Origin of the sequence: Haematobacter missouriensis (assembly GCF_000740775.1) — a bacterium.
GTDB lineage: Bacteria > Pseudomonadota > Alphaproteobacteria > Rhodobacterales > Rhodobacteraceae > Haematobacter > Haematobacter missouriensis.
Map to the genome: position 1 here is coordinate 20882 of NZ_JFGS01000002.1, position 23725 is coordinate 44606.

At 64.5% G+C, this 23725-nt stretch carries 24 protein-coding genes and 2 tRNA genes; 13 read left to right on the top strand and 13 right to left on the bottom strand.

All coding sequences use genetic code 11. The features are described from left to right. The 3 genes from rsmH to CG51_RS02325 form a co-directional block, all read right to left on the bottom strand. A complete protein-coding gene (gene rsmH / locus CG51_RS02315) occupies positions 1–960 on the bottom strand; it encodes a 16S rRNA (cytosine(1402)-N(4))-methyltransferase RsmH (RefSeq protein ID WP_035741448.1) in 960 nt (319 codons plus the stop codon). Continuing rightward, positions 961–1470 carry a division/cell wall cluster transcriptional repressor MraZ gene (locus tag CG51_RS02320; RefSeq protein WP_306424954.1) on the bottom strand — a complete coding sequence of 170 codons (510 nt, stop codon included), beginning with the start codon at positions 1468–1470 and terminating at the stop codon, positions 961–963. Positions 1471–2077: 607 nt separating this feature from the next. Further along, positions 2078–3148, bottom strand: coding sequence for an Mrp/NBP35 family ATP-binding protein (locus CG51_RS02325; RefSeq protein WP_035741450.1), 1071 nt, complete (start codon positions 3146–3148; stop codon positions 2078–2080). 295 nt (positions 3149–3443) lie between these two features. Here CG51_RS02325 and CG51_RS02330 point away from each other — a divergent pair, with 295 nt between their 5' ends. After that, positions 3444–3656 carry a DUF1127 domain-containing protein gene (locus CG51_RS02330; protein WP_035741453.1) on the top strand — a complete coding sequence of 71 codons (213 nt, stop codon included), beginning with the start codon at positions 3444–3446 and terminating at the stop codon, positions 3654–3656. A 1665-nt stretch (positions 3657–5321) separates the two neighbouring features. On the opposite strand, the gene CG51_RS02335 is transcribed toward CG51_RS02330, so the two are convergent. Then, positions 5322–5396: transfer RNA gene (locus CG51_RS02335), tRNA-Val, on the bottom strand. A gap of 36 nt (positions 5397–5432) precedes the next feature. Next, a tRNA-Leu gene (locus CG51_RS02340) sits at positions 5433–5519 on the bottom strand. A 264-nt stretch (positions 5520–5783) separates the two neighbouring features. Here CG51_RS02340 and lipB point away from each other — a divergent pair. The 4 genes from lipB (at position 5784) to CG51_RS02360 (ending at position 9288) form a co-directional block, all read left to right on the top strand. Then, entirely contained in the window at positions 5784–6461 is a 678-nt protein-coding gene (gene lipB, locus CG51_RS02345; RefSeq protein ID WP_051929992.1) for a lipoyl(octanoyl) transferase LipB, read from the top strand. Between the two features lie 30 nt (positions 6462–6491). Beyond that, positions 6492–6926, top strand: coding sequence for a c-type cytochrome (locus CG51_RS02350; protein ID WP_035741455.1), 435 nt, complete (start codon positions 6492–6494; stop codon positions 6924–6926). A gap of 148 nt (positions 6927–7074) precedes the next feature. Then, on the top strand, positions 7075–8745 hold the full coding sequence (gene ctaD, locus CG51_RS02355; protein ID WP_035741457.1) for a cytochrome c oxidase subunit I: 1671 nt from the start codon (positions 7075–7077) through the stop codon (positions 8743–8745). 12 nt (positions 8746–8757) lie between these two features. Next, the gene (locus tag CG51_RS02360; protein ID WP_035741459.1) at positions 8758–9288 is read left to right on the top strand and encodes a DUF2244 domain-containing protein; all 531 of its coding nucleotides are present in this window, start codon (positions 8758–8760) and stop codon (positions 9286–9288) included. Between the two features lie 25 nt (positions 9289–9313). Here the strand turns inward: CG51_RS02360 and CG51_RS02365 are convergent, their stop codons facing one another. Together CG51_RS02365 and CG51_RS02370 are read right to left on the bottom strand one after the other, a co-directional pair. After that, positions 9314–9505: a DUF3008 family protein gene (locus CG51_RS02365; RefSeq protein ID WP_035741460.1), complete on the bottom strand. Its 192-nt coding sequence runs from the start codon at positions 9503–9505 to the stop codon at positions 9314–9316. A gap of 68 nt (positions 9506–9573) precedes the next feature. After that, complete coding sequence (locus CG51_RS02370) at positions 9574–10032, bottom strand: GatB/YqeY domain-containing protein (protein WP_035741462.1); 459 nt, start codon at positions 10030–10032, stop codon at positions 9574–9576. Positions 10033–10164: 132 nt separating this feature from the next. Between CG51_RS02370 and carA the strand changes: the two genes are divergently transcribed. The 3 genes from carA (at position 10165) to CG51_RS20660 (ending at position 13313) form a co-directional block, all read left to right on the top strand. Further along, the gene (gene carA / locus CG51_RS02375; protein WP_035741464.1) at positions 10165–11328 is read left to right on the top strand and encodes a glutamine-hydrolyzing carbamoyl-phosphate synthase small subunit; all 1164 of its coding nucleotides are present in this window, start codon (positions 10165–10167) and stop codon (positions 11326–11328) included. A gap of 66 nt (positions 11329–11394) precedes the next feature. Continuing rightward, complete coding sequence (locus tag CG51_RS02380; protein ID WP_233141164.1) at positions 11395–12933, top strand: glycosyltransferase; 1539 nt, start codon at positions 11395–11397, stop codon at positions 12931–12933. Beyond that, the gene (locus CG51_RS20660; RefSeq protein ID WP_233141165.1) at positions 12924–13313 is read left to right on the top strand and encodes a glycosyltransferase family protein; all 390 of its coding nucleotides are present in this window, start codon (positions 12924–12926) and stop codon (positions 13311–13313) included. The genes CG51_RS02380 and CG51_RS20660 overlap by 10 nt, the downstream gene beginning before the upstream one ends. Here CG51_RS20660 and CG51_RS02385 read toward each other — a convergent pair. The 3 genes from CG51_RS02385 to CG51_RS02395 form a co-directional block, all read right to left on the bottom strand. After that, the gene (locus CG51_RS02385) at positions 13303–13884 is read right to left on the bottom strand and encodes a retropepsin-like aspartic protease family protein (protein WP_035741465.1); all 582 of its coding nucleotides are present in this window, start codon (positions 13882–13884) and stop codon (positions 13303–13305) included. The genes CG51_RS20660 and CG51_RS02385 overlap by 11 nt on opposite strands. A gap of 64 nt (positions 13885–13948) precedes the next feature. Continuing rightward, on the bottom strand, positions 13949–14572 hold the full coding sequence (locus CG51_RS02390) for a MarC family protein (protein WP_035741467.1): 624 nt from the start codon (positions 14570–14572) through the stop codon (positions 13949–13951). A 60-nt stretch (positions 14573–14632) separates the two neighbouring features. After that, on the bottom strand, positions 14633–16471 hold the full coding sequence (locus tag CG51_RS02395) for an ABC-F family ATP-binding cassette domain-containing protein (protein WP_035741468.1): 1839 nt from the start codon (positions 16469–16471) through the stop codon (positions 14633–14635). 212 nt (positions 16472–16683) lie between these two features. Here CG51_RS02395 and ndk point away from each other — a divergent pair, with 212 nt between their 5' ends. Next, on the top strand, positions 16684–17106 hold the full coding sequence (gene ndk, locus CG51_RS02400; RefSeq protein WP_035708607.1) for a nucleoside-diphosphate kinase: 423 nt from the start codon (positions 16684–16686) through the stop codon (positions 17104–17106). Between the two features lie 119 nt (positions 17107–17225). Here the strand turns inward: ndk and CG51_RS19900 are convergent, their stop codons facing one another. The 3 genes from CG51_RS19900 to CG51_RS02410 form a co-directional block, all read right to left on the bottom strand. Next, positions 17226–17396 carry a hypothetical protein gene (locus tag CG51_RS19900; protein WP_156961326.1) on the bottom strand — a complete coding sequence of 57 codons (171 nt, stop codon included), beginning with the start codon at positions 17394–17396 and terminating at the stop codon, positions 17226–17228. 363 nt (positions 17397–17759) lie between these two features. Next, positions 17760–18971, bottom strand: a complete 1212-nt coding sequence (locus tag CG51_RS02405) for a UbiH/UbiF family hydroxylase (RefSeq protein ID WP_035741470.1) — start codon at positions 18969–18971, stop codon at positions 17760–17762. A gap of 1 nt (position 18972) precedes the next feature. After that, positions 18973–19650 carry a pyrimidine 5'-nucleotidase gene (locus CG51_RS02410; RefSeq protein ID WP_035741472.1) on the bottom strand — a complete coding sequence of 226 codons (678 nt, stop codon included), beginning with the start codon at positions 19648–19650 and terminating at the stop codon, positions 18973–18975. Positions 19651–19785: 135 nt separating this feature from the next. Between CG51_RS02410 and CG51_RS02415 the strand changes: the two genes are divergently transcribed. The 4 genes from CG51_RS02415 (at position 19786) to eno (ending at position 23717) form a co-directional block, all read left to right on the top strand. Beyond that, on the top strand, positions 19786–20430 hold the full coding sequence (locus CG51_RS02415) for a GntR family transcriptional regulator (RefSeq protein WP_035741473.1): 645 nt from the start codon (positions 19786–19788) through the stop codon (positions 20428–20430). 57 nt (positions 20431–20487) lie between these two features. Next, positions 20488–21912, top strand: coding sequence for a protein adenylyltransferase SelO (locus tag CG51_RS02420; protein WP_035741474.1), 1425 nt, complete (start codon positions 20488–20490; stop codon positions 21910–21912). Positions 21913–22020: 108 nt separating this feature from the next. Further along, positions 22021–22446, top strand: a complete 426-nt coding sequence (locus tag CG51_RS02425; RefSeq protein ID WP_035741476.1) for a Fur family transcriptional regulator — start codon at positions 22021–22023, stop codon at positions 22444–22446. Then, a complete protein-coding gene (gene eno / locus CG51_RS02430; protein WP_035741478.1) occupies positions 22443–23717 on the top strand; it encodes a phosphopyruvate hydratase in 1275 nt (424 codons plus the stop codon). The genes CG51_RS02425 and eno overlap by 4 nt, the downstream gene beginning before the upstream one ends. Positions 23718–23725 lie beyond the last annotated feature (8 nt).

The window sequence follows — 23725 nt, forward strand, 5'->3', positions numbered from 1 at the left end:
TCAAAGTCCTTTCACCGAAGGCAAACCGAGCGCTGCGCGATCCGATTGGCGCGCGGCTGCGGATGTCCGCTCTCCCACGCGGAGCTTCGCAGAGCGCGCGCGCGGGTTTGCCAATACCTCACTCTCATCCGGTCCCACGGCGCGACGGGTGACCAGCCTGAAGGTGGCGGTTTCCTCGGGCAGGTCCGGGGCATACCGGTTTGCGCGCGCTGCAGCCCCTGCCCGGTCCTGAAAGAATCGTTTCACCACCCGGTCCTCCAGCGAATGAAAGGTGACCACGGCAAGCCGGCCGCCGGGGGCCAACGCGCGCTCGGCCGCCTCCAGCCCGGCGATGAGCTCACCGAATTCGTCATTCACCGCGATACGCAGGGCCTGAAAGCTCCGTGTCGCGGGGTGGGTCTGGCCGGGTTTCGGGCGCGGCAGGCAGGATTCGACGATCTTCGCCAGCTCCAGAGTCCGCGTGATGGGCCGCGCCGCGACAATGGCGCGCGCTATGCGTCGGGAGGCGCGCTCCTCTCCGTAGTTATAGAGAATATCGGCGAGCACTTCCTCACGCGCGGTGTTCACCAGATCCGCGGCGCTCGGCCCGGATTGCGACATACGCATGTCGAGCGGCCCGTCCTTGGCGAAGGAAAAGCCCCGGTCGGCCTCATCGAGCTGCATGGACGAGACCCCGAGGTCCAGCACCACACCATCCAGCCCGGTCGCGTAATCGTCCATCCGCCCGAAGGTGCCCTGCACAAGCTCCAGCCGGTCGCCGTACTCACCCGCCCAGCCCGCCGCCAGCCGGAAAGCCAGCGGATCCCTGTCCACCCCGATCACCTTGTCCGCGCCGGCTTCCAGCAGACCGCGCGCATAGCCCCCCGCGCCGAACGTCCCATCGAGCCAGACGCCGCGCACGGGTGCAACTGCGGTCAGAAGCGGACCCAGCAGGACCGGAATATGCGGTGCCTGCACCATTCACTCTACCTCGTCTTCGTCCGGCAGCAGGGAGAGCGGGTCGAAATCCTCCGGCTGCTCGTCCAGCCAGTCGCGGAGTTTCGCCTCCTCCTCCGCCCAGGCATCGGGATGCCAGATCTGGAACGTGGCGCCGGAGGCCACGAAATAGACCTCTCCGCCGCCCGGCGCGAGGTTCAGCCGCTCCCGCACCACGGGGGGCAGCACCAGCCGCCCGTCATCGTCGACCTGCGTGGGAAATGACTGCCCCTGCATCAGACGTTCCAATGCGCGGCGCTGGGGGGAACCCGTCTTCATCCGGGCAATCAGCCGGTCGATCCGGTGCGCCTCACGGACGGTATAGCATTCGATGAATTTGCGGCGGTGATCGCCATAGACCAGCACGATGCCCGAACCGTCACCTGGCTTTCGGTCGGGGTCGCAGGCGTCGAGCACGCGGCGGAACAGCGCGGGGATCGAGACCCGTCCCTTGCCGTCCACCTTGTTGAGGCTTTCGCCCCTGAACGTGTCCACCACTGCCCCGCACTCGTCCCTTCCGGTCCGTTGATCGGACCTTGGTCGGCCCGGAGGATCGCCAAGTCGTCCTCCGGATGGACTACGGCGGACCGGGCCGCTGCCACTGCCCGATCCGCCGCCCTCGTCCCATCACTGGGTGCGTCCGGTATTTCTGCGGCACATCCTGGGGGGATGCTGCTCTGCCGCGCCGGATCTCTTTCATCTGATGAAGGGGGTGCCTGTATGAAACTGCCTTTTGCCGTGGGGTCTTCCGCCCCTTTAGCCCATCCCTCATCGGATGGATAAGGAATGCCATGGGAATTCACGGGAAGCAATGGGAAACTTAGGCACCAGCATGGGAGAAAGCGGCGCAAAATGCCTAGGTTTCGCCGAAAAATTCGCCACGAACGGAATATATTGTGCCGCCCCGGCGCAATTGCGCCAGAACTAGCATGGGGAGGAGTTTGGGGTGTCGGCCGCGATCCTCGCGGATCCGTGGGCTGTTTGTGAGGAGTGATGCCGCAAAGCATCGCCCGCTCACCATGTTCTGGCTCACTTCCAGACGAGGCTTGGCGCATCTCAAAACTGCGCTAGCCGCGAATCGTTCCAGTATTTTTCAGAGATTTCAGGCCATTCCACCCGCGACGAGCCGTTCCGCCAAATGGGCATAGGCCTGGGCCTCGGGCGAGTCGCCTGCGGCGATCGGTGTGCCCGAATCTCCCGCCACGCGCACATCGAGACTGAGAGGGAGTTCCCCCAGAAACGGCAGAGCCAGCCGCTCCGCCTCAGCCCGTACGCCCCCATGACCGAAGATATGAGATTCGTGGCCACAGTTGGGGCAGAAGAAGCTCGACATGTTCTCGATGAGACCCAGCACGGGCGTGTTCAGCTTGCGGAACATGTCGATGGCCTTGCGCGCATCCAGCAGCGCTACATCCTGTGGAGTGGAGACGACCAGCGCCCCGGTGATGTTGGCTTTCTGGCAGAGCGTAAGCTGAACATCCCCCGTTCCTGGCGGCAGGTCCACGATGAGGACATCAAGCTCACCCCAGGCCACCTGTCCCAGCATCTGCTGCAGGGCACCCATCAGCATCGGCCCGCGCCAGACCACCGCCTCATCCTCTCTGAGCATGAAGCCGATGGACATGATGGTGACTCCGTGGGCCGTGAGCGGGATGATCGTCTGCCCATCGGGCGAGGCGGGGCGACGGTTGACCCCCATCATCCGTGGCTGAGAGGGCCCGTAGATATCCGCGTCCAGCAGGCCGACGCGCCGACCCTGGCGCGCCAGAGCGACGGCGAGATTGGAAGACACGGTGGACTTGCCCACTCCGCCCTTGCCAGAGGCGATCGCGAGAATACGGTCCACTCCGCGTACCGGTTGCGGTCCGGCCTGCGGCGTGGGGTGCCGCCCGATCTTGGGCATTGGCGGGGCGGAGCCGGCGGCAGAGGCGGGCGCGGTGAGCACCGCGGAAACCTTTTCCACCCCCTCGAGACCCCGCACCGCCGCCTCGGCCGCCTGCCGCGCGGGCTCCAGCCCCCGCGCCATTTCCGCATCGGCCGCCTCGATCACGAAACGGACCGTAGCTCCCTCCAGCGTCAGCGCTCGCACGAGATCGCGGCTCACCAGGGTGCCACCCCCCGGCACAGGAACGCCGGAGAGAGCAGCAAGAACGGATTCACGCGACAACGACATCTTTTCCCTTTCCTGCAGCGCCGAGGTTGCGAAACCGCAACCCCCGTAACTGCGACATTTTCGCCACCCCTTCGGGGCAATTCGTGGCAGACTGAACACCATCCCGGATCAGAAGGCCAGTTTTACTGGGAAATTCGGCGCGAAAAATAGGTCAGCATGGGTTATGCATCTTCTGCATGGCCGGATTGCCGCTCCCCCCCATTGTGCAGTCGCAGCATAAGCGTATGTTCATCCCCGAAGGCGCAGGACGAGAGAAAAAGCCCGCTGTGCCCGATCACAAGAGAATGGACTTACAATGGCCTACCTGAACCATACCCATGGGGCGGCCCAGAATGCTTCGGGTCTGAGCGATTTCGTTGCCCGTGTCCGCGAAGCCTGGGCGCAGCGCCGCCTGTATCGGCAAACCGTTGCCGAACTGCGGGAACTGAGCGACCGTGAGCTTGCCGATCTGCAGCTCAGCCGCTCGTCGATCTACTCCGTGGCCCGCGAAGCGGTTTACGGCAAGTAAAACGGATTTCGATCGCTCCCTCCTCCCTTGGCGATCGGAAAGGTGACGGCACACTCCTCCTCCCAGTGCCGTCGCCGGAATACGGGGCCTTCGGGTTCCAGACTTTGCGACAATCCCTCCTCCTCCCTGGATTGTCGTGAATAGGCAGCGGTCCTCCTCCCTCCCCGGGCCGCTGTCACCTCCCTCCGGCGGAGCATGCCGGAACAGATGCGCTGCGACCCCTCCTCCTCCCTGGGTCGTATCGCAGGCGAGAGCGGCGGCTCCTTCCTCCTCCCCTGGAGCCGCCGCATCCCCCTCCCGGTCGGGACAGACCGGACGGAATGCGATCGGCCTCTCCTCCTCCCTGGCTTGATCGTCATACAGCGGCAGCCTCCTCTCCTCCTCCCCGGAGGCTGCCGCGCCCCCTTACCCAGAAGCAGTTACATGCGCCCTGGCGCGGAGACTCCCGTCCCGACGCGCCTGCTCGGTAGGATAGCCCGCTTGCAGAGAGGCAGGCTTCCCCGGTGCTTCGCGCAGGGGACAGCAACGTTCCGCTGAACATCCTGAGCGGTCGTCTTTGCCTGCGCGCCAAGGGCTTTCATCTGTCTTTCATCCGGGACGGCAATCGGTCGCGTCCTTCGCCTCCGAACGTGGATGCGTAGGCCAGGCGGCCGGCCGCTGCCAGCGTTTGCAGAGGGGTTGAAGAGCAACATGAAGATCTCGAAAGCGGCGACCTCCGAGGCGGGGATCACATGACATGGCTTGTCACGGAGCTTGCTTTCAGCTCCCGGTTCCCCTGTGCCGTGGCAAGGGCCGATATCATTGAGGCAAGAGCGCACAGGGCGTGAAAAAGGCGCAGAGGAGTGCGTTCATCGAAGCCGGGAAACGGTGCACCGGACTGCGGCAGAAGCCGCCGCGAAGCATGCGCCGGGGCGTGGCGATGCTCGGCGACCGCAGGGCGCCACTCCTTGGAACCGTCAGGGAACAGGATTCGAAAACCCGGACCGGAAACAGTCAGAATTGTGACGCTGCGTCGGCATCTTAGAGGAGACTGGCGACCCCGGCAGGATTCGAACCTGCGACCAACCGCTTAGCCTACCACTTCGGCTTTCGCCGCAGGCCGGAGGCCCTTCGTGGTCTGGACTGTCCCTTCACCCTTCCGCGGTAGGCGGGGCGGGTGCCTGCCGTCCAGTCTCTACACCTTCCCCACAATGGGGCTTGGCTCGGGATTGCCACGCCGCAAGGCAGAGGTTTCCCCGAATTTGACAGGTTCTGCAGCGCCAGTTTCCCGGCGCGCACTCCAATTGAAGGCGGTTGCTCTATCCAGCTGAGCTACGGGGCCGTTAGTGGCTGCATGCCGAAATCACGGCGAAATAGCAAGAGCCAAGAACTCTCCCTTCGACCATGCTCCGTCCATTGGGAAGAATTTTATGAAGATAAGGGGCGGATTGGTGGAAAAACCGAATTAGTCGATAAAAAATTCCGTGATCTCACCGTGTTGGGAGACGGACCTGTCCAAAAAGACAGGTCGCGCGAGGATGTAAAATCTCTTATACCTATACGTGCATCAGGTGGTGTGGCGATTGTATTACCAAGTGTCAGTTTCACGAGTTCAGATCGCCTCGCCACCTGATGCCATCACCGGAAAATCGAAATGTTTAGAAGATCACCAAGCCCCGAGGGGGATGGTGGCCCGGAAGAGATTTGAACTCCTGACATTTCCGATGTGAACGGAACGCTCTACCACTGAGCTACCGGGCCAGCCTGGTCCCTGACGCATCTGCGTCCGGGCTTAAATGGTGCGGTCGAGAAGACTCGAACTTCCACGGGAGTTACCCCACAGCGACCTCAACGCTGCGCGTCTACCAATTCCGCCACGACCGCACTGCCTTGGCTTGGTGCGGCGGGTGATAGCGAAAGGGTTTGAGAAAGGAAAGGGGGAATCTGCAACTTTTTCCGGGCGCCTTTCCGAATCCCATCGTGCGCCATCCGCCCTCCACTGCTGACGACCTGCGGGAGGCGTGGAAACAGGCAACGGTGGTTGCAATCCCGGCGCGGTTCCTGTCTATCCGGCGGTGCGGAGCAGCGCCGCCAGGGCATCCCCGATGACCTGCCGCCGGACGCCCTCACCTCGCGGAGTTCAGCACGATGACCGAGTGGATCATATCAGACAACCGGATCGCCTATCCCGACGCCTTGGAGACGATGGAGCGGCGCGTCGCCGCCATCAGTGCGGGCACCGCTGACGAGGCTGTCTGGCTGCTCGAGCATCCACCTCTCTATACTGCGGGAACATCCGCCCGGCGCGAGGATCTCACAGATCCCGACCGCTTTCCCGTCTATGAAGCCCGCCGGGGCGGACAATACACTTACCACGGGCCGGGGCAGCGCGTGGCCTATGTCATGCTGGACCTCAACCGTCGCGGGCGTGACGTGCGCCGCTTCGTCTGCCGCCTGGAAGACTGGGTGATCGCGACGCTGGCGGAGTTCGGCGTGAAGGGCGAGCGGCGCGCGGGACGTGTCGGCGTCTGGGTGGTGAGACCGGAGAAGGCCCCGAATCCCGATGGCTCCCCGCGGGAGGACAAGATCGCCGCGATCGGCGTGCGCGTACGCCGCTGGGTGACGTTCCACGGCATCTCGATCAACGTCGAGCCAGAGCTGGAGCACTTTTCCGGCATCGTTCCCTGCGGCATCCGCGAGCACGGCGTGACCAGCCTCGTCGATCTGGGCCTGCCGGTGACAATGGGCGATGTAGACGCGGCGCTGGCGCGCACATGGGAGAAAGCCTTTGGCGATCACCCCGCAAGCGCCATCTGCACTCCATAATCGACACGAGCCACTGACAAGGAGCCAGCCATGCGCCGATTCCCCTGCGACGCCAGCGGACTTGCCTTGGCAAGCCTGCTCGCACTGGCATCTCCCTCCCATGCGGACGGCGACGCAGAGGCCGGAGCGAAGGCTTTCGTCAAATGTCGCGCCTGCCACTCCATCACCGCGCCGGACGGAACCGCGATCGTGCGGGGTGGCAAGACCGGACCCGATCTTTACGGGGTCGTCGGGCGCGGCGCGGGACTGGCGTTCAACTATTCTCCAGCCCTGCGGAAGGCACATGAGACGGGCCTCGTCTGGGACGCGGAGGGTCTGACGCAGTTCCTGGCCGACCCCACGGCGTTTCTGAAGGCCTACACCGGCGACGACGGGGTGCGCTCCAAGATGGCATTCCGCTTGACGCGGGGAGCAGAGGACATCATCGCCTATCTGGCCTCCCTCTCCAGCCCGCAACCAGACTAAAGTCCGACGCACAGGGGCAACATTTCCACACCGTGTTGTGATCAGGACGATTGCCCCCCTCGCCTGCGCGCTTTACAACCGCATGCAGAGAGCGGCGCGGGAGGAATGCACCCGGGCGTCGCCCCATCAAGATACGGGAGGCGGCAGCATGGCCGACGCAGCCATCCATGGCCACGAAGGGCACGACAAGCGGGGGTTCTTCACCCGCTGGTTCATGTCAACGAACCACAAGGACATCGGGATTCTCTACCTGTTCACGGCAGGTGCCGTCGGGCTGATCTCCGTCCTGTTCACTGTCTATATGCGGCTGGAGCTGATGCATCCGGGCGTACAGTACATGTGTCTAGAAGGCGCACGCCTCATTCCCTCTTCGGAAGCCTGTACGCCGAACGGCCACCTGTGGAACGTGATGATCACCTATCACGGCGTGCTCATGATGTTCTTCGTCGTGATTCCCGCGCTGTTCGGCGGCTTCGGCAACTACTTCATGCCGCTGCACATCGGCGCGCCGGACATGGCGTTTCCGCGCCTGAACAACCTCAGCTACTGGCTGTTCGTGGCCGGGACAGCGCTCGGCGTGGCCTCGCTCTTCGCTCCCGGCGGCAACGACCAGATGGGATCGGGTATCGGCTGGGTGCTCTATCCGCCCCTCTCCACGCATGAGACGGGTTACTCGACCGACCTCGCGATCTTTGCGGTGCACGTGTCGGGGGCGTCGTCGATCCTGGGCGCGATCAACATCATCACCACCTTCCTGAACATGCGCGCGCCTGGCATGACCCTGCACAAGGTGCCCCTCTTCGCCTGGTCGGTGTTCGTGACCGCCTGGCTGATTCTGCTCGCGCTGCCGGTTCTGGCCGGTGCGATCACCATGCTGCTGACCGACCGGAACTTCGGCACCACCTTCTTCGACCCGTCGGGCGGCGGCGACCCGATCCTTTATCAACACATCCTGTGGTTCTTCGGTCACCCGGAAGTGTATATCATCATTCTGCCGGGCTTCGGCATCATCTCCCATGTCATCGCCACCTTCTCGCGCAAGCCGATCTTCGGCTACCTGCCGATGGTCTATGCGATGGTAGCCATCGGGGTGCTGGGCTTCGTCGTCTGGGCACACCACATGTACACCGTGGGGATGAGCCTTGCGCAGCAGTCCTACTTCATGCTCGCAACCATGGTCATCGCGGTGCCGACGGGGGTGAAGGTCTTTTCGTGGATTGCCACGATGTGGGGCGGGTCCATCGAATTCAAGACGCCGATGCTCTGGGCGTTCGGCTTTCTGTTCCTGTTCACCGTGGGCGGCGTGACCGGCCTCGTGCTCAGCCAGGCGCCGCTCGACCGCTCCTATCACGACACCTATTACGTGGTGGCGCACTTCCACTACGTGATGTCACTGGGCGCGGTGTTCGCCATCTTCGCAGGGGTCTATTACTGGATCGGGAAGATGTCGGGCCGGCAATATCCCGAATGGGCGGGCAAGCTGCACTTCTGGATGATGTTCGTTGGCGCGAACCTCACCTTCTTCCCGCAGCACTTCCTCGGCCGTCAGGGGATGCCGCGCCGGTACATCGACTATCCGGAGGCTTTCGCGACGTGGAACCTCGTTTCCTCTCTTGGCGCCTTCCTGTCGTTCTTCTCCTTCGTGTTCTTCATCGGCGTGGTGTTCTACACGCTGACCCGTGGGCAGCGCGTAACGGAGAACAACTACTGGAACGAATATGCCGATACGCTGGAGTGGACCCTGCCCTCCCCGCCGCCGGAGCATACGTTCGAGACGCTGCCGAAACAGTCCGACTGGGACAAGTCACACGCTCATTGATCGCGCAGACCGATGCCGTATGAATGGGTCAAACGACCGGAAGGAGCCTCGGAGAAGTCCGGGGCTCCTTTGCCTTCGGGCGGTTCCGAGCCTTTGGCGGAATTACACCTCTGGCCCTACCGCTCGCTGCCACGCCGGGGCTTCGTTTGGGTGATAGGGGGTATGGCCGTACTTCTGTCCCTGCCGCTGATCGAGGTATTGGGATCGCCTGTGCTGTGGGGGCTGCTGCCCTTCGTGCTGGCAGCGCTCTGGGGCCTCTGGTTCGCTTTGAGCCGCAGCTATCGGGATGGTGAGATTCTCGAAAGGCTGACCCTCTGGCCCGACAGGGTCGATGTGCTGCGTGACGGACCACGGCGGGCACATTCTGAATGGCACGCCAATCCGCACTGGGTGCGGGTGGGCCTGCACCGACGGGAAGGGCCGGTTTCCAACTATCTCACCCTGTCAGGCGCCGGACGGGAGATAGAGATAGGCGCCTTTCTGTCGGAGGAGGAGCGCCTCTCCCTTTGGCCCGAACTGACCGACCTGTTCCGCCGCGCCTGATACCCAGTCCTTCTACTCTCAGTCCTTATGGGTCTGAGTCTTTATGTTCCGGGAGTCCCTTGCGCTTGGTGGCGGCGAATTCTTCCAGTTGCGCCTCGCTCATGTCGTCGTACATCTCGCGCGACGCGCCCTTGAGGCTGGACACCGGCTCTTCACCACGCTTGGCAGCGAGGGCCGCCCCCGCCGCCTTCTGCTGCGCTTTTGACTTGGCTGGCATGATTGTCTCCACCGCTGGGGTACCTCGAAAAACGCCAGCGTGCCGGCGTTGTTCCCAGCGAAAAGGCCTTAACCCAGCCGTTCCTTCACCTTCGGACCGACGGTAGTAAAATCCATCTGGCCGGTATATTTCGCCTTCAGCGCGGCCATGACGCGGCCCATGTCGCGCACCGATGTCGCGCCGAGGTCCGCGATCGTATCGGCGATCGCCTTCTCGACCTCTTCCGGACCCAGTTGCCGGGGCAGGAATTCCTCGATCACCTTGATCTCGGCCCGTTCCTTTTCCGCCAGTTCCAGCCGGCCACCTTCCTCGTAGGCTCGCGCGCTTTCCTGGCGCTGCTTCACCATACGCCCCAGGATGGCGAGAATATCGGCATCCGCCGCGCCCTGTTCGTTACCCTCCCCGCGGAGCGCGATGTCCCTGTCCTTGATCGCAGCGTTGATGAGCCGGAGCGCGGAGAGCCGGGCGGCGTCGCGGTTCTTCATCGCATCCTTGAGGTGCTGGGAGATCAGATCTCGGAGCTGCATGGCTGTTACCCGTGGCTGTTCGCGAAAGGTTTCAGATATACTCGCACCCGCGCGGAAACAACGGGCGTGATCGCCTTGACCCTGCCGAGAGGTTTGCCTAGTTTCCCGCAGATTTTCCGAAGGAGTCGTCTCATGACCGGTCTGTCCCCCCAGAGCCGCCCGACCGCATGCCTTGCCCTGTCCGACGGCACGGTGTTCTACGGGCGAGGCTTCGGCGCGACCGGCGAGACGGTGGCGGAGCTTGTCTTCAACACGGCGATGACCGGCTATCAGGAGATCATGACCGATCCGTCCTACGCCGGACAGGTCGTGACCTTCACCTTTCCCCATATCGGCAATGTCGGCGTAAACGCCGATGATGACGAAACCGCCGAACCCGTTGCCGCCGGCATGGTGGTGAAATGGGATCCTACCGAACCTTCCTCCTGGCGCGCGACGGGGGAGCTTACGGATTGGCTCCGCCGCAAGGGGCGGATCGGCATCGGCGGGATCGACACCCGCCGCCTGACCCGCGCCATCCGCCAGCAGGGGGCGCCCCATGTCGCGCTGGCCCATGATCCCGATGGCAATTTCGACGTGGCGGCGCTGGTCGCCAAGGCGCGGGGCTGGAAGGGCCTTGTGGGGCTCGATCTGGCCAAGGATGTCACCTGCGCCCAAAGCTATCGCTGGGACGAAAAGCTCTGGGCCTGGCCCGAAGGCTATACGCGTCGCGACGGGCCGGGGACCAAGGTGGTGGCCATCGACTATGGCGCAAAGCGGAACATCCTGCGCTGCCTTGCCTCTGCGGGCTGCGATGTGACGGTTCTGCCCGCCACGGCGACGGCTGAGGATGTGCTGGCGCTGAACCCCGATGGCGTGTTTCTGTCCAACGGTCCCGGCGATCCCGCGGCGACCGGTGTCTATGCCGTCCCGATGATTCAGGCCGTGCTGGAACGTGACCTGCCGATTTTCGGCATCTGCCTCGGGCATCAGATGCTGGCGCTGGCGCTTGGCGCGCGGACGGTCAAGATGAACCACGGCCACCACGGCGCGAACCATCCGGTGAAGGATCTGGAGACCGGCAAGGTGGAGATCACTTCCATGAACCATGGCTTCACCGTGGACAGCCAGACGCTGCCTGCGGGGGTGATCGAAACGCATGTCAGCCTGTTCGACGGTTCCAATTGCGGCATCCGCATGAAGAACCGCCCGGTCTTTTCCGTCCAGTATCACCCGGAAGCCAGCCCCGGTCCGCAGGACAGCTACTACCTGTTCGACCGTTTCACCGCAGCGATCCGCGACAAAAAGTCGAGTTGATCGGATTCCGTTAACTTCGCGTTAAGGTTGATTGACGGAAGTTGATCCCTGTTACAGGGGGTCAGCATGTCCGTCTCGCCGCTTCGGGTCATCCGCTCACGTCCTCAACCGGCGCTGCAACAGGGTCGGCCCGAAATCGGCGCCTTGCTGGTCGGCAAGGGCGCGCTCCTGCCGCCCGACCTCTTTCGGGCGCAAGCGGTGCTCGCGCGGCAGGAGGGTGAGCTTCCCGATATCCTGCTGGCGCGGGGCCTCGTGTCGGAGGCTACTCTTCTTGCAGCCTTTGCAGATCAATCGAACGCGCGGGTCGTCGATCCGCTGGCGGAATACCCGGACGCACGGCTGATCAATACCTTCGGCGCCGCGCGCTGTCTGCGGGAAGGTCTGCTTCCCTGGCGGCGCGCAGGCGGCGTGACCATCGTGCTGTCCTCGCGGCCGGACCGCTTTCACAGGCGGCGGGAAGAGTTGGTGACGCTCTACGGCCCGGTCGCTCTCGCCCTCGCCTCTGCTCCGGCGATCGAGGAAGCCGTGCTACGATCCGCGCGGGAAGAGCTGCGCGATCAGGCCGAATCCACCGTGGGCGAGGGAGAGAGCTGCCGAAACTGGCGGCCACAGCGTCTGGCCCGGATCGGCTTCGGTCTCGCGATCATCATGATACTGCTGCTCGCAATGTCCCCCCGGCTCGTGATGGGCATTCTGGCCACCATCGCGCTGCTTGTGCTGGCAGCAAGCACCACCCTCCGTCTGGCGGCTCTGGTGGCGCGGCTGCCGTCTCTGCTGGCCGAGCGCCGGCCTGCCGTCGCCTCCGACATTGCGGTTCCGCTGATGCGGCTCCCCGTCGTCTCCCTGCTCGTGCCCATGTTCCGAGAGGAGGATATCGCACCGCGCCTGCTGGCACGGCTCGGGCGGATCGACTACCCGCGGGAGCTGCTTGATGTCATTCTGGTCCTCGAGGAACGGGACGGCCAGACGCGAAAGGCACTGGCCGAAGCTGATCTGCCGCCCTGGATGCGGATTGTCACGGTTCCCGACGGACCACTCAGGACCAAACCGCGCGCGATGAATTTCGCCCTCGATTTCGCCCGCGGGTCTATTGTCGGTGTGTATGATGCAGAGGACGCGCCCCATCCCGACCAGATCAATCAGATCGTGCGGCGATTTTACGAAGCCCCACCGGACGTCGCCTGCCTGCAGGGCGTGCTCGACTACTACAACGCAAGGACGAACTGGCTCTCGCGCTGCTTTACCGTGGAATACGCAAGCTGGTTTCGGGTTATCCTACCGGGATTGCAGCGCCTTGGCCTGCCTATCCCGCTCGGGGGCACGACATTGTTCATGCGGCGCGATGCGCTGGAGGCGCTTGACCGCTGGGATGCCCACAACGTGACCGAGGATGCCGATCTTGGGATCCGCCTCAGCCGCCACGGCTATCGGACGGAGGTTCTTCCGACCGTGACGGAGGAGGAGGCGAACTGCCGCGCGCTCCCCTGGGTCCGGCAGCGCTCTCGCTGGATCAAGGGCCACGCGATCACATGGGCGTTTATATGCGCGATCCGGGCAAACTTCGCCGCGACCTGGGTTGGCGGGGGTTCTGGGGGATGCAGCTGATCTTTGCGGGCGCGGTGGCCCAGCCCCTTCTGGCGCCCGTGCTGTGGAGCTTCTGGGCGCTCGCACTTGGCCTTGGTCATCCCCTGTCGGGGATGCTGCCGCCTGCGGGATCGACAGCGCTGCTCACGCTGTTCTTCGGGGCGGAGCTGCTGAACATGGTCTGCGGGATGCTCGCGGTTGCCGTGCCGGGACGCCGGTTTTTGCTGCCCTTCGTCCCGACGCTGCATTTCTATCACCCGCTGGCGACGCTCGCGGCGGCAAAGGCAATCTACGAACTGGCGTCGCGCCCGTTCTACTGGGACAAGACCGCGCATGGCATCTTCGATGCGGCCGCCCCAGCGTCCCCCACCTCCCCGGCGTCCCCTCCTGTCACCGCGTGAGGATCATGCGGTCGCCGGCGATCTCCAGCCGCTCGAAGCGGCGGAGGTAGTCCATCCCGAGCAGTGATCCGGGCATCTCGCCCTCGCTCACCCATGCGATGACGTTACGCTCCGCATGGGGGCCGAGGCGCACCTCCTCCAACCGGACGCGGGCTGTCCGCACGAGGCCGTTTGCCGTCATGGCCTGCCCGAAATAGGGGAGTTCATCCGGATCCAGACCGATGGCGCGGGCATCCTCCCGTGAGAGAACCACGTTAGACGCACCGGTATCCACGATGAAGGAAACCGGCGTGCCATCGACCTCCAGTGTCAGATGGAAATGGCCATCCCGCCCGCGCGGCACCTCTATGCGGGAGCCGTCCTCCATCACCTGCTGGCGCGGCATGACGGTGGAGCGGATATCGCCCCACAGCCCAATGACCGCCAGCACACCGAAGAAAATCAGCCCCCAGAGCGCCGCGTGGCGCAGGAGTGTCATCCCTTCCCCGCGGCGGCGCAGAAGGAAGCTTCCGCCCACGGCGGCGAGAAGCAGCATGAGATAGATGAACTGTCCGGCGTCGTTTCCGCTCAACCCTGCTCCTCCGTTGCCGGAATGTGACATAAACCCCGCCACGGCGGCGACCAGCCCCTGCGACCTATGGTCCCGTCAGCAGCCCCATCTGGCGAATGCCGTCAATCACGAACTGCACCGAAAGCGCCGCGAGCAGCATCCCGAACAGCCGCGTTGTGACCATGATCCCCGTCGGGCCGAGACGCAGCGCGATCCAGCCGGAGGCCACGCACAGCAGATAGACGATCGCCACCACGGCCACCATCAGCAGAAGGATGATGGCCATGCCCAGTATGCCGGTGCCCGACTCGCCCATCAGCAGGATCATGGTCGTCAGCGCGCCCGGCCCGGCGATTAGCGGGATGGCGAGAGGGAATACCGACGGATCGGGCGTCGGCTCATCGGCATTGCGCACACGCCGTTCCGTCCGCCGCTCGAACAGCATGTCGAGCGCGGTAAGAAACAGCAGCAATCCCCCGGAGATGCGGAACGCCGGCATCGAGATTCCGATGGCGGAAAGGAGAGGCTCCCCCAGCAAACCGAAGGCTGCAAGAAGAAGAATGGCCGTGATGCTGGCGCGCAAGGCGATCTGCTGACGCTCCTGGGCATCCATTCCGGCGGTGAGCGTGATGAATGGAGCGACAAGTCCGATGGGGTCGATGATGACGAACAGCGTGACGAAGGCCGAAATGATCGCCGTCAGGGTCATCTACCCGCTCCCCCAGCTTTTGCGGTCCCCCACGTTCAAGGTTCCCGCCCGTTGAGACCCTCAGCCTTCTGCTGCCTCCAGCCGCTCCAAGGCTTTCAGCCAGAGAGCCTCTGCGCGTTGCAGGCCCTCCGCCACCTCAAGGCTCTTGGCCTGCCATTTCCGGGCATCCGCGACACGCTCGGGAGCATATAGCGCGGGATCGGCCAGAATCGCATCGAGTTTCTTGCGCATTTCCGTCAGCTTTTCGATGCGCTCCTCGGATTTGCGAACCTCTTGGCGAAGCGTCTGGACCTCGTCACGTTTGGGACGCGCCTTCTTCTCCGCCCGCTCCTCCCGCGTGTCATCGGAAAGCAGCATCCGGCGGTAATCGTCCAGATCCTCTTCGAACGGCGTCACGTCCCCGTCCTTGACCAGCCACAGCCGGTCGGCCACGAGGCTGAGCAGGTGCATGTCATGGCTGACCAGTACCACTGCGCCCGAATATTCTGTCAGCGCGACGACAAGCGCTTCCCTGCTTTCGATGTCCAGATGGTTCGTCGGCTCATCGAGGATCAGCAGATGCGGCGCGTCAATGGTGGCGAGCAGCAGGCTGAGCCGCGCCTTCTGCCCCCCGGACAGCCGGGCAACGACGGTATCTGCCTGATCCGCACCCAGGCCAAAGCCCGCAAGCCGCGCCCGGAGCCGGGGCTGCCCTTCTGCAGGACGGAGCCGCTGGACATGCTGTAGGGGCGTCTCGTCCAGATACAGCTCATCCACCTGGTGCTGCGCAAAGTAGCCGACACGGAGCCTGTTCGACACTGTCATCCGCCCTTCCAGCGGCGCGAGCTTTCCCGCCAGCAGCTTGGAAAGCGTCGATTTCCCCTCACCATTCCGACCAAGCAATGCGATCCGATCGTCCTGATCGATGCGAAGGTCCAGTTTCTTCAGCACCGCACGCCCGTCATAGCCGACCGAAACCTTGTCCAGCGCGACGATGGGGGGGGAGAGTTCCTCCGGCACAGGGAAGGTGAAGACATGGGCCTTCGCTTCCTCCGGCGCGGTTATCGGCTCCATCCGGGAGAGCTGTTTCAGCCGGCTCTGCGCCTGCCGTGCCTTGCTGGCCTTGGCGCGGAACCGGTCCACGAAACCTTGCAGATGGGCGCGCCGGAGTTCCTGCTTCTTGGCCTCCGCCGCCTGAAGCGCCCGCTGCTCCGCCCTTTGCCGCGCGAACTGATCGTAGTTGCCCTGCCAATAGGTGAGCTTACGGTTGTCGAGATGGAGGATGCCCTGCACGGACCGGTTGAGCAGCTCCCTGTCGTGGGAGATGATGATGACCGTATGGGGATAGCGGCGGAGGTAATCCTCCAGCCACAGCGCCCCTTCAAGGTCGAGATAGTTCGTCGGCTCGTCGAGCAGCAGCAGATCCGGCTGCGAAAACAGCACGCCCGCCAGAGCCACGCGCATCCGCCAGCCGCCGGAGAAATCCGAGCAGGGCCGAAGCTGCGCCTCCGCATCGAAGCCGAGACCCTTGAGGATGGAGGAGGCGCGTCCCTCCGCCGACCAGGCGTCGATGTCGATGAGCCGGGTGTGGATCTCCGCGATCCGCGCGGCATCGGTAGCGGTCTCCGCCTCCGCCATCAGCTCCGCGCGTTCGGTATCGGCGGAAAGCACCGTGTCGATCAGCGATACGTTGGAGGACGGCACTTCCTGCGCCACGCCGCCGATCCGCGCGCGGCTGGGCAGCGCGATCTCACCGCCCTCCAGCGACAATTCCCCCCGGATCAGCCGGAAAAGGGTCGTCTTGCCCGCGCCGTTTCGTCCGACAAGGCCCACCTTGTGACCGGTCGGAATCGTGGCCGAGGCATGTTCGAAGAGCGGTCTGCCCTCCACGCTGTAGCTGATGTCGGTGATCCTGAGCATCGGATGGGCATGTCCTCTGCGCGCAAGCTTGTCAATCCGGCGCCGTGAAATACAGGGCTGCGGGGCGGTACAGGGTCCGTGCCGCGCTGCAGCAGGTGGCGATTCATCCGGCAGGTGGAAGACGCGCGGCTTCCCATCGCGGACATCCCGTGCTAGCAGGACGCGGCAATCTGGGGCGCCCTGTCGGTGCCGCCGGCAAGAGGATATGTGACATGGCTATCGAACGGACTCTTTCGATCATCAAGCCCGACGCAACCGCCCGGAACCTGACCGGCAAGATCAATGCGCGCTTCGAAGAAGCGGGCCTGCGGATCGTCGCGCAGAAGCGCCTCTGGCTCTCCGAAGCCCAGGCCGGCAAATTCTACGAGGTCCATAAGGACCGTCCCTTCTACGGCGAACTGGTGAGCTTCATGGCCTCCGGTCCGGTGGTCGTGCAGGTGCTGGAAGGCGAAGGCGCGATTGCCAAGAACCGCGAAGTGATGGGCGCAACCAACCCCGCCAATGCAGCCGATGGCACCATCCGCAAGGACTTCGCCCTGTCGGTTGGCGAGAACTCGGTGCACGGGTCGGATGCGCCGGAAACGGCTGCCGAAGAAATCGCCTTCTATTTCTCCGGCCTTGAAATCGTCGGCTGAGTGCCTGGGCCGAAAAGCCTGCGCCGAAATGAAAAAGGGCCGTTCCGATCGGGACGGCCTTTCCTTTTGCGCTTCGGCGCAACGGGGGGAGCGCGACAGCGCCCCCGATCCAGTCGGGATCAGATCGATGCCCAGTCGGTGAACTTCGTTTTCCGGCGGGTCTCGAACACGGGCTGCGCGGCCTGACGCTGCGCCGGGCCGGTGTCATCTACACCCATCTGCGGCGCGGGATTGTTGCTGTCGCCCGCCTGTTGAACGGACTGCTGGACGGGCGGTTTCGCGGATGCCATTCCACTGCTCCTTGGTTTGTGGCGATGGGTACTTACTCCCTCCCGACAAGGAAGCAAGGGGCTATCGTACATCCTCCGCAGGCTTGTGATCACACCGCGAGAAAACAGACCGCCGCTGGCAGATTTTTGCGGCCCTATTCAGATTGCGCGGAACCCGATCGAACACAATAATACAATGTAATAAAAGGATATTTTTTGAATCTGACAGAGAGTTTCGCCTATCTGTGCTCGGGAGTCGTCGGGAAGCGGCTAATTAATGTTACGCCAGAAACACTCCGTGACCGATATAGAACTGGCCAATATAGCACAGCGCGCCGGTAGCTGACGTGAGGCGAGGAGCAGAGTATTGTTTCCCCGGAAGCGCTAATCGCGAGGCTTTCCCGCCCCTAAACCCGCCCGCATAAGGGTCTTTCTCACCGGGCCGGCAGAATAGAAGGCGCCCAGCGCCGCTGCGCGCAGATCACGGAGGGGGCGAGACGAGACCATGGAAGCGCGGTTGAGAAGATCGATGCCCGCTTGTCGCAGATGAACATCGCGCTCCCGCTGCTGCGCGAATTGGTGCAGCATCCCGACCCCGCCCAGCCCCGCCGGATCAGCAGCGGCAAGATCGGCAAGCGTCGCGATGTCGGCGAGGCTCATGTTCAGCCCCTGCGCCCCGATGGGCGGGACGACATGCGCGGCCTCCGCCACCAGCGCCACGCGCTCTGCCGTCATCCGTTCCGCCCGCTGGGAGATGATGGGCCAAAGGCTCCGCCGCGTGATGAGGCGGAGTGGCCCCAGCACTTCGGCCGAGCGTTCGGTCGCTGCCGCCTCGAACTCCTCCACCGGCAGGCGGGAGAGACGCAGCGCCTCCGGCCCGCTTTCCATCCAGACCACGGCAGAGGCCGGGCGCCCCTCGCGGTCCGGCAGCGGGACAAGCGTGAACGGCCCGCCGGAACGGTGAACTTCGGTCGAGATACCGCCATGCGGGACTGGATGGGTCACGGCGAAAGCAAGGGCCTTTTGTCCATAGGATATCCGCCGGACGGGAATCGCCAGCGCTTCCCTGACCGCAGAGTTGCGCCCGTCTGCCGCCACCAGAAGCCGGGCGGAAACCTGCGACCCGTCGGACAGCATAATCAGGGCAGCTTCTGTCCGGGTCAGAACGCCTGCCGTCGCCACGCCTGTGCGGAATGCAACATTCTGCATCTCGCCCAACCGCGCCACCATCTCGCGGCGCAACAGCCAGTTCGGAAGGTTCCAGCCGAAGGGCTGATCGGAGATATCGGCGGAGTCGAAGTCGCGCGTAAGCCGGGGGATCGTCTGCGCGCCTCCCGCATCGACGATGCGCATGATGGAAAGCGGCGCGGCAAAGGGGGCAAGCCGCTCCCACAGGCCCGCGCGCGTGAGCAGATCAATCGCTGGTTGGAGGAAAGCGGTCGTGCGCAGATCGGCCGCCGGGTCGCCTTCCTCCACCGTGGGCGGGGTGGGGTCGACGCAGAGCGTGCGGAGGCCGAGAGCGCCGAACACCGCCGCCGCAGTCAGCCCTGCAACGCCTCCGCCCGAGATCATCACGTCAAAACTCTCGCGTCGCATTTCAGCCCCCCTGACCGCCGGCAAGCCGGGCAAGGAAGCCGGCCAGATCGTTCGTGTGATGACGCACGTGCGGCGCGTCCAGCCGTTCCGGCGCGACCAGCACCGTCTGCATCCCCATCTCATGCGGCGCAAGAAGGTTCCGGGGATCGTCCTCGAACATCGCGGCTTCCGCTCCTGTCACGCCCGCAAGACCGAAGACGGTCTCGAAGGCCGCGCGCCGCGGCTTGGGAAGATAGCCTGCATGCTCCACCCCATAGATTCCGTCGAACAGGCCAGACAGTCCACGGGCCTCCAGCACCCGTTCCGCGTAGGGCGCGGAGCCGTTGGTATAGACGAACCGCCGCCCCGGGAGCGCCGCGATCTCTGCCCGGAGCGCCGGATCGGGTGAGAGCACATCGAAGGAAATGTCGTGCACACGGGTCAGATAAGACCCCGGCTCCACGCCATGTTCACTCATCAGCCCGGCAAGTGTCGTGCCGTAGAGCGACCAGTAGTGGTGACGCAGCCGGTCAGCCTCCTGCCGTGCGACGCCCAGCGTCTCCATGACGTATTCCGTCATCCGCAGTTCGATCTGGTCGAAAAGCCGCATGGCCGGGGGATAGAGCGTGTTGTCGAGATCGAACACCCATTGACGGACATGGGCGAAGTCGTTCGACGGAGGTGGGGGTTTGGGTGTCATTGCACCTGTCTAGGCCCGGAAAAGCCCAGCCGCAACGTCCGCTGCGATGTCCAACCGGATGTCTTGCGGCAACGCTTGGCCTTGCCCCCGCCCACCGCGCCCTCTAGCTTCACCCCGACATTCCGAGACATTCGCATGACTGCCATAAAAGAACCGCCGAAAGACGCCTATTCCCTCATCCTCGACGCCATAGATGCCGGTGTCTATCGGCCGGGTGACAGGCTGGTCGAATCCGAGCTTGCCGACCGTTTCGGCGTGTCGCGCACGCCCATCCGGGAGGCGCTGCAACGGCTTGAGACGCAGTCCATGCTCGTCCGGGACGGGCGCAGCATGGTGGTGGCCTCACTCGATCATCACCAGCTCGCGGAGCTTTATGCCGTGCGGGCCGAGCTGGAGGGGCTGGCCGCCCGTCTCGCCGCCCGCCACGCCACGGACGAGGAGGTGCGCGTTCTCCGCGCCATGGTGGAGGAGGATCGCCGTCTTGCCAACGACCCGAACGCGCTGGCCCGCGCCAACCGGCGCTTTCATCACCAGATCCATCTGGCGTCGCACAACCGCTACCTGATCCAGCAGCTCGACCTCGTGCATCGTTCCATGGCCCTGCTGGCCTCCACCTCCCTCGCGGCGGAAGGGCGGGCGGACGCGACCCTTCAGGAGCATCAGGCGATCATCGCCGCAATCACGCAGCGGGATGGAGATACCGCGGCGGAGGCGGTGAAAACCCACATCTCGCGCGCCTACGAGATGCGCCTCAAGCTGGATGCGCAGCAGCCAGAGTAGTTCTGAGGGTGTCGCGCCCACCCGTCGCCCCCATATAGACGAACAAAGGAGGCGCCCATGACCCTGCCGTTTGACAACAGCTATGCCCGTCTGCCTGACCGGTTCTTTGCCCGTCAGCCCGCCACGCCAGTAGGTGCGCCCCGGCTCATTCGGCTGAACCGCCCGCTGGCCGAGCGTCTGGGGCTGAACGCCGACTGGCTCTCTGGCCCGGAAGGTCTGTCGGCGCTGGCGGGCAACACCGTCCCGGAGGGGGCGGAGCCGCTGGCCATGGCCTATGCCGGTCACCAGTTCGGCGGCTTCGTGCCGCAGCTTGGCGACGGACGCGCGGTCCTGCTGGGCGAGGTCGTCGCCCCCGATGGCGCGCGGTTCGACATCCAGCTCAAGGGAGCGGGCCGCACGCCCTTCAGTCGCATGGGAGACGGGCGCGCGTGGCTCGGGCCGGTGCTGCGCGAATACATCGTCTCGGAGGCGATGGCCGCCCTCGGCGTGCCGACGACCCGCGCCCTCGCCGCAGTGGCCACGGGAGAGCCCGTCTATCGCGAGGGGGCGCTGCCCGGTGCCGTGCTCACCCGTGTCGCGGCATCGCATATCCGTGTCGGCACCTTCCAGTTCTTCGCCGCCCGCCGTGACGAGGAGGCGCTGCGCCTGCTGACCGAACACGTGATCGCGCGGCACTATCCGGGAGCGGCGGGGCCGCTCGGCCTGCTGAAGGGCGTGATCGACCGTCAGGCCCGCCTCATCGCCCAGTGGATGTCGGTCGGCTTCATCCACGGGGTGATGAACACCGACAACATGGCCATATCCGGCGAAACGATCGACTACGGGCCCTGTGCGTTTCTCGACACCTATCACCCGCGCAAGGTTTTCTCCTCCATCGACCGGCAGGGGCGCTATGCCTATGCCAACCAGCCGCAGATCGCGCTGTGGAACCTCGCGCAGCTTGGCACCTCGCTCCTGATGATCATGGACGGGACGGAGGACGCAGCGGTGGAGGCGGCCGAGGACGCGCTCGGTGGCTTCGCGCCGATCTATCAGGCCGAGTACCTGCGGCTGTTCCGCGCGAAGCTGGGCCTGCGCGGGGCGGAGGATGGGGATCTCGACCTCATTCAGTCGCTGCTTACGCTCATGGCCGAAGGTCAGGCCGATTTCACCCGCGCCTTCCGGGGGCTGGCCGAGGGCACCGCCCGCGACGAGTTCGCCGACCGCGACGCCTTCGACCGTTGGGCGGCGGTCTGGCAGGGCCGCCTGGCAAGGGAGACCGGCGACCCGGCGGAGGTGATGCGCAGCGCGAACCCCTGGATCATTCCCCGCAATCACCGGGTGGAGGAGGCCATCGCCGCCGCCGTGGCGGAGGACTATGCCCCCTTCGAACGCCTGACGGATGCGCTTTCCGATCCGTTCACCGTGCGCAGTGGGGAGGCCGATCTCGCCCGTGCCCCGCTGAAGGAAGAAGCCGTGCACCTGACCTTCTGCGGCACCTGAGACGCATCCCGCACCCGTTAGCGCCCTCGGTCGCGCTAACGGGGAAAATCCGGCTGGCGAGGCCGGAGCAGATCGCTTAAACCGCCCCAAACACCGAAGGATTGCGGGATGGAAAGCATCATCGCCCGTTGTGAGGCGCGCGGCCTGCGGCTGACCGAACAGCGCCGCGTGATCGCCCGTGTGCTGGAAGCGGCCGACGACCACCCGGATGTCGAGGAACTTTACGCTCGGGCAAGCGCCATCGACCCCAGGATCTCTATCGCCACCGTCTATCGCACGGTGAAGCTCTTCGAGGAGGCCGGTCTGCTGGAGCGGCATGAGTTCGGCGATGGGCGCGCGCGCTACGAGGATGCGGAGCGCGACCACCACGATCATCTGATCGACATCACAACCGGCGAAGTCATCGAATTCGTCGATGAGGAAATCGAGGCGCTGCAGGAAAAGATCGCGCAGCGCCTCGGATACCGGCTGAAGGGCCACCGGCTGGAACTCTATGGGGTTCCACAGCACAGGAAGGACAAGGACAGGGCATGAGCACGATCATCGACATCATCGGTCGCGAGATCATCGACAGCCGCGGCAACCCGACCGTCGAGGTCGATGTGATCCTGGAGGACGGCACGCTGGGCCGTGCCGCCGTGCCCTCCGGCGCCTCCACGGGCGCCCATGAGGCGGTGGAGAAGCGCGACGGCGACAAGGGGCGCTATCTCGGCAAGGGTGTCCTGGAGGCCGTTGCCGCCGTCAATGGCGAACTGGCCGAGGCGCTGGTGGGTGAGGACGCGACCGAACAGGTGGCCATCGACCGGCTGATGATCGAACTCGACGGCACGCCCAACAAGGCGCGGCTCGGTGCGAATGCCATTCTCGGCGTGTCGCTGGCGGTGGCAAAGGCGGCGGCGGATTTCACCTCCCAACCGCTCTATCGCTATGTGGGCGGCACCTCTGCCCGCGTCCTGCCGGTACCGATGATGAACATCATCAACGGTGGCGCGCATGCCGACAACCCGATCGACTTCCAGGAATTCATGATCATGCCCGTCGGCGCGGAGAACATCCGCGAAGCGATCCGCATGGGGTCCGAGGTCTTTCACACGCTGAAGAAGGAACTGTCGGCGGCGGGTCTGTCCACGGGGATCGGCGATGAGGGCGGCTTTGCCCCGGCGCTCTCCTCCGCGCGCGACGCGCTCGACTTCATCCTGAAGTCGGTCGAGAAGGCGGGATATCGGGTGGGTGAGGACATCTTCCTCGCGCTCGACTGCGCCTCGACCGAGTATTTCAAGAGCGGGAAGTATGAGCTGGCAGGCGAGGGCAAGTCGCTTTCCGCCGCCGAAAATGTCGATTACCTCGCCGCCCTCTGCGCCGACTACCCGATCATCTCCATCGAGGACGGCTGCGCCGAAGACGACTGGGAAGGCTGGAAACTGCTTACCGACCGTCTGGGCGACAAGGTGCAGCTGGTGGGCGACGACCTGTTCGTCACCAACCCCGTGCGCCTGGCCGAAGGAATCGCCAAGGGCTGCGGCAATGCGCTGCTGGTGAAGGTCAATCAGATCGGCACGCTCACCGAAACGCTTGCCGCCGTCGATATGGCGACCCGCGCGCGGTTCAACTCCGTCATGTCGCACCGCTCGGGCGAGACGGAGGATGCGACGATCGCAGATCTCGCCGTCGCCACCAACTGCGGCCAGATCAAGACCGGCTCGCTCGCCCGGTCCGACCGGCTGGCGAAGTACAACCAGCTCATCCGTATCGACGAGATGCTGGGCGAGACGGCGGAATACGCCGGTCGTTCCATCCTGAAGTAAGGCTCGGG

Coding starts and splice junctions, on each gene's coding strand:
- CG51_RS02395 (WP_035741468.1), bottom strand. CDS start 16,471: ATGCTCAGGATCACCGACATCAGCTACAGCGTGGAGGGCAGACCGCTC.
- CG51_RS02425 (WP_035741476.1), top strand. CDS start 22,021: ATGGAAAGCATCATCGCCCGTTGTGAGGCGCGCGGCCTGCGGCTGACC.
- CG51_RS02380 (WP_233141164.1), top strand. CDS start 11,395: ATGTCCGTCTCGCCGCTTCGGGTCATCCGCTCACGTCCTCAACCGGCG.
- CG51_RS02350 (WP_035741455.1), top strand. CDS start 6,492: ATGCGCCGATTCCCCTGCGACGCCAGCGGACTTGCCTTGGCAAGCCTG.
- CG51_RS02330 (WP_035741453.1), top strand. CDS start 3,444: ATGGCCTACCTGAACCATACCCATGGGGCGGCCCAGAATGCTTCGGGT.
- CG51_RS02420 (WP_035741474.1), top strand. CDS start 20,488: ATGACCCTGCCGTTTGACAACAGCTATGCCCGTCTGCCTGACCGGTTC.
- CG51_RS02365 (WP_035741460.1), bottom strand. CDS start 9,505: ATGCCAGCCAAGTCAAAAGCGCAGCAGAAGGCGGCGGGGGCGGCCCTC.
- CG51_RS20660 (WP_233141165.1), top strand. CDS start 12,924: ATGCAGCTGATCTTTGCGGGCGCGGTGGCCCAGCCCCTTCTGGCGCCC.
- CG51_RS02360 (WP_035741459.1), top strand. CDS start 8,758: ATGCCGTATGAATGGGTCAAACGACCGGAAGGAGCCTCGGAGAAGTCC.
- lipB (WP_051929992.1), top strand. CDS start 5,784: ATGACCGAGTGGATCATATCAGACAACCGGATCGCCTATCCCGACGCC.
- carA (WP_035741464.1), top strand. CDS start 10,165: ATGACCGGTCTGTCCCCCCAGAGCCGCCCGACCGCATGCCTTGCCCTG.
- rsmH (WP_035741448.1), bottom strand. CDS start 960: ATGGTGCAGGCACCGCATATTCCGGTCCTGCTGGGTCCGCTTCTGACC.
- CG51_RS02410 (WP_035741472.1), bottom strand. CDS start 19,650: ATGACACCCAAACCCCCACCTCCGTCGAACGACTTCGCCCATGTCCGT.
- CG51_RS02325 (WP_035741450.1), bottom strand. CDS start 3,148: ATGTCGTTGTCGCGTGAATCCGTTCTTGCTGCTCTCTCCGGCGTTCCT.
- CG51_RS02390 (WP_035741467.1), bottom strand. CDS start 14,572: ATGACCCTGACGGCGATCATTTCGGCCTTCGTCACGCTGTTCGTCATC.
- CG51_RS02415 (WP_035741473.1), top strand. CDS start 19,786: ATGACTGCCATAAAAGAACCGCCGAAAGACGCCTATTCCCTCATCCTC.
- ctaD (WP_035741457.1), top strand. CDS start 7,075: ATGGCCGACGCAGCCATCCATGGCCACGAAGGGCACGACAAGCGGGGG.
- CG51_RS02405 (WP_035741470.1), bottom strand. CDS start 18,971: ATGCGACGCGAGAGTTTTGACGTGATGATCTCGGGCGGAGGCGTTGCA.
- eno (WP_035741478.1), top strand. CDS start 22,443: ATGAGCACGATCATCGACATCATCGGTCGCGAGATCATCGACAGCCGC.
- CG51_RS19900 (WP_156961326.1), bottom strand. CDS start 17,396: ATGGCATCCGCGAAACCGCCCGTCCAGCAGTCCGTTCAACAGGCGGGC.
- CG51_RS02370 (WP_035741462.1), bottom strand. CDS start 10,032: ATGCAGCTCCGAGATCTGATCTCCCAGCACCTCAAGGATGCGATGAAG.
- ndk (WP_035708607.1), top strand. CDS start 16,684: ATGGCTATCGAACGGACTCTTTCGATCATCAAGCCCGACGCAACCGCC.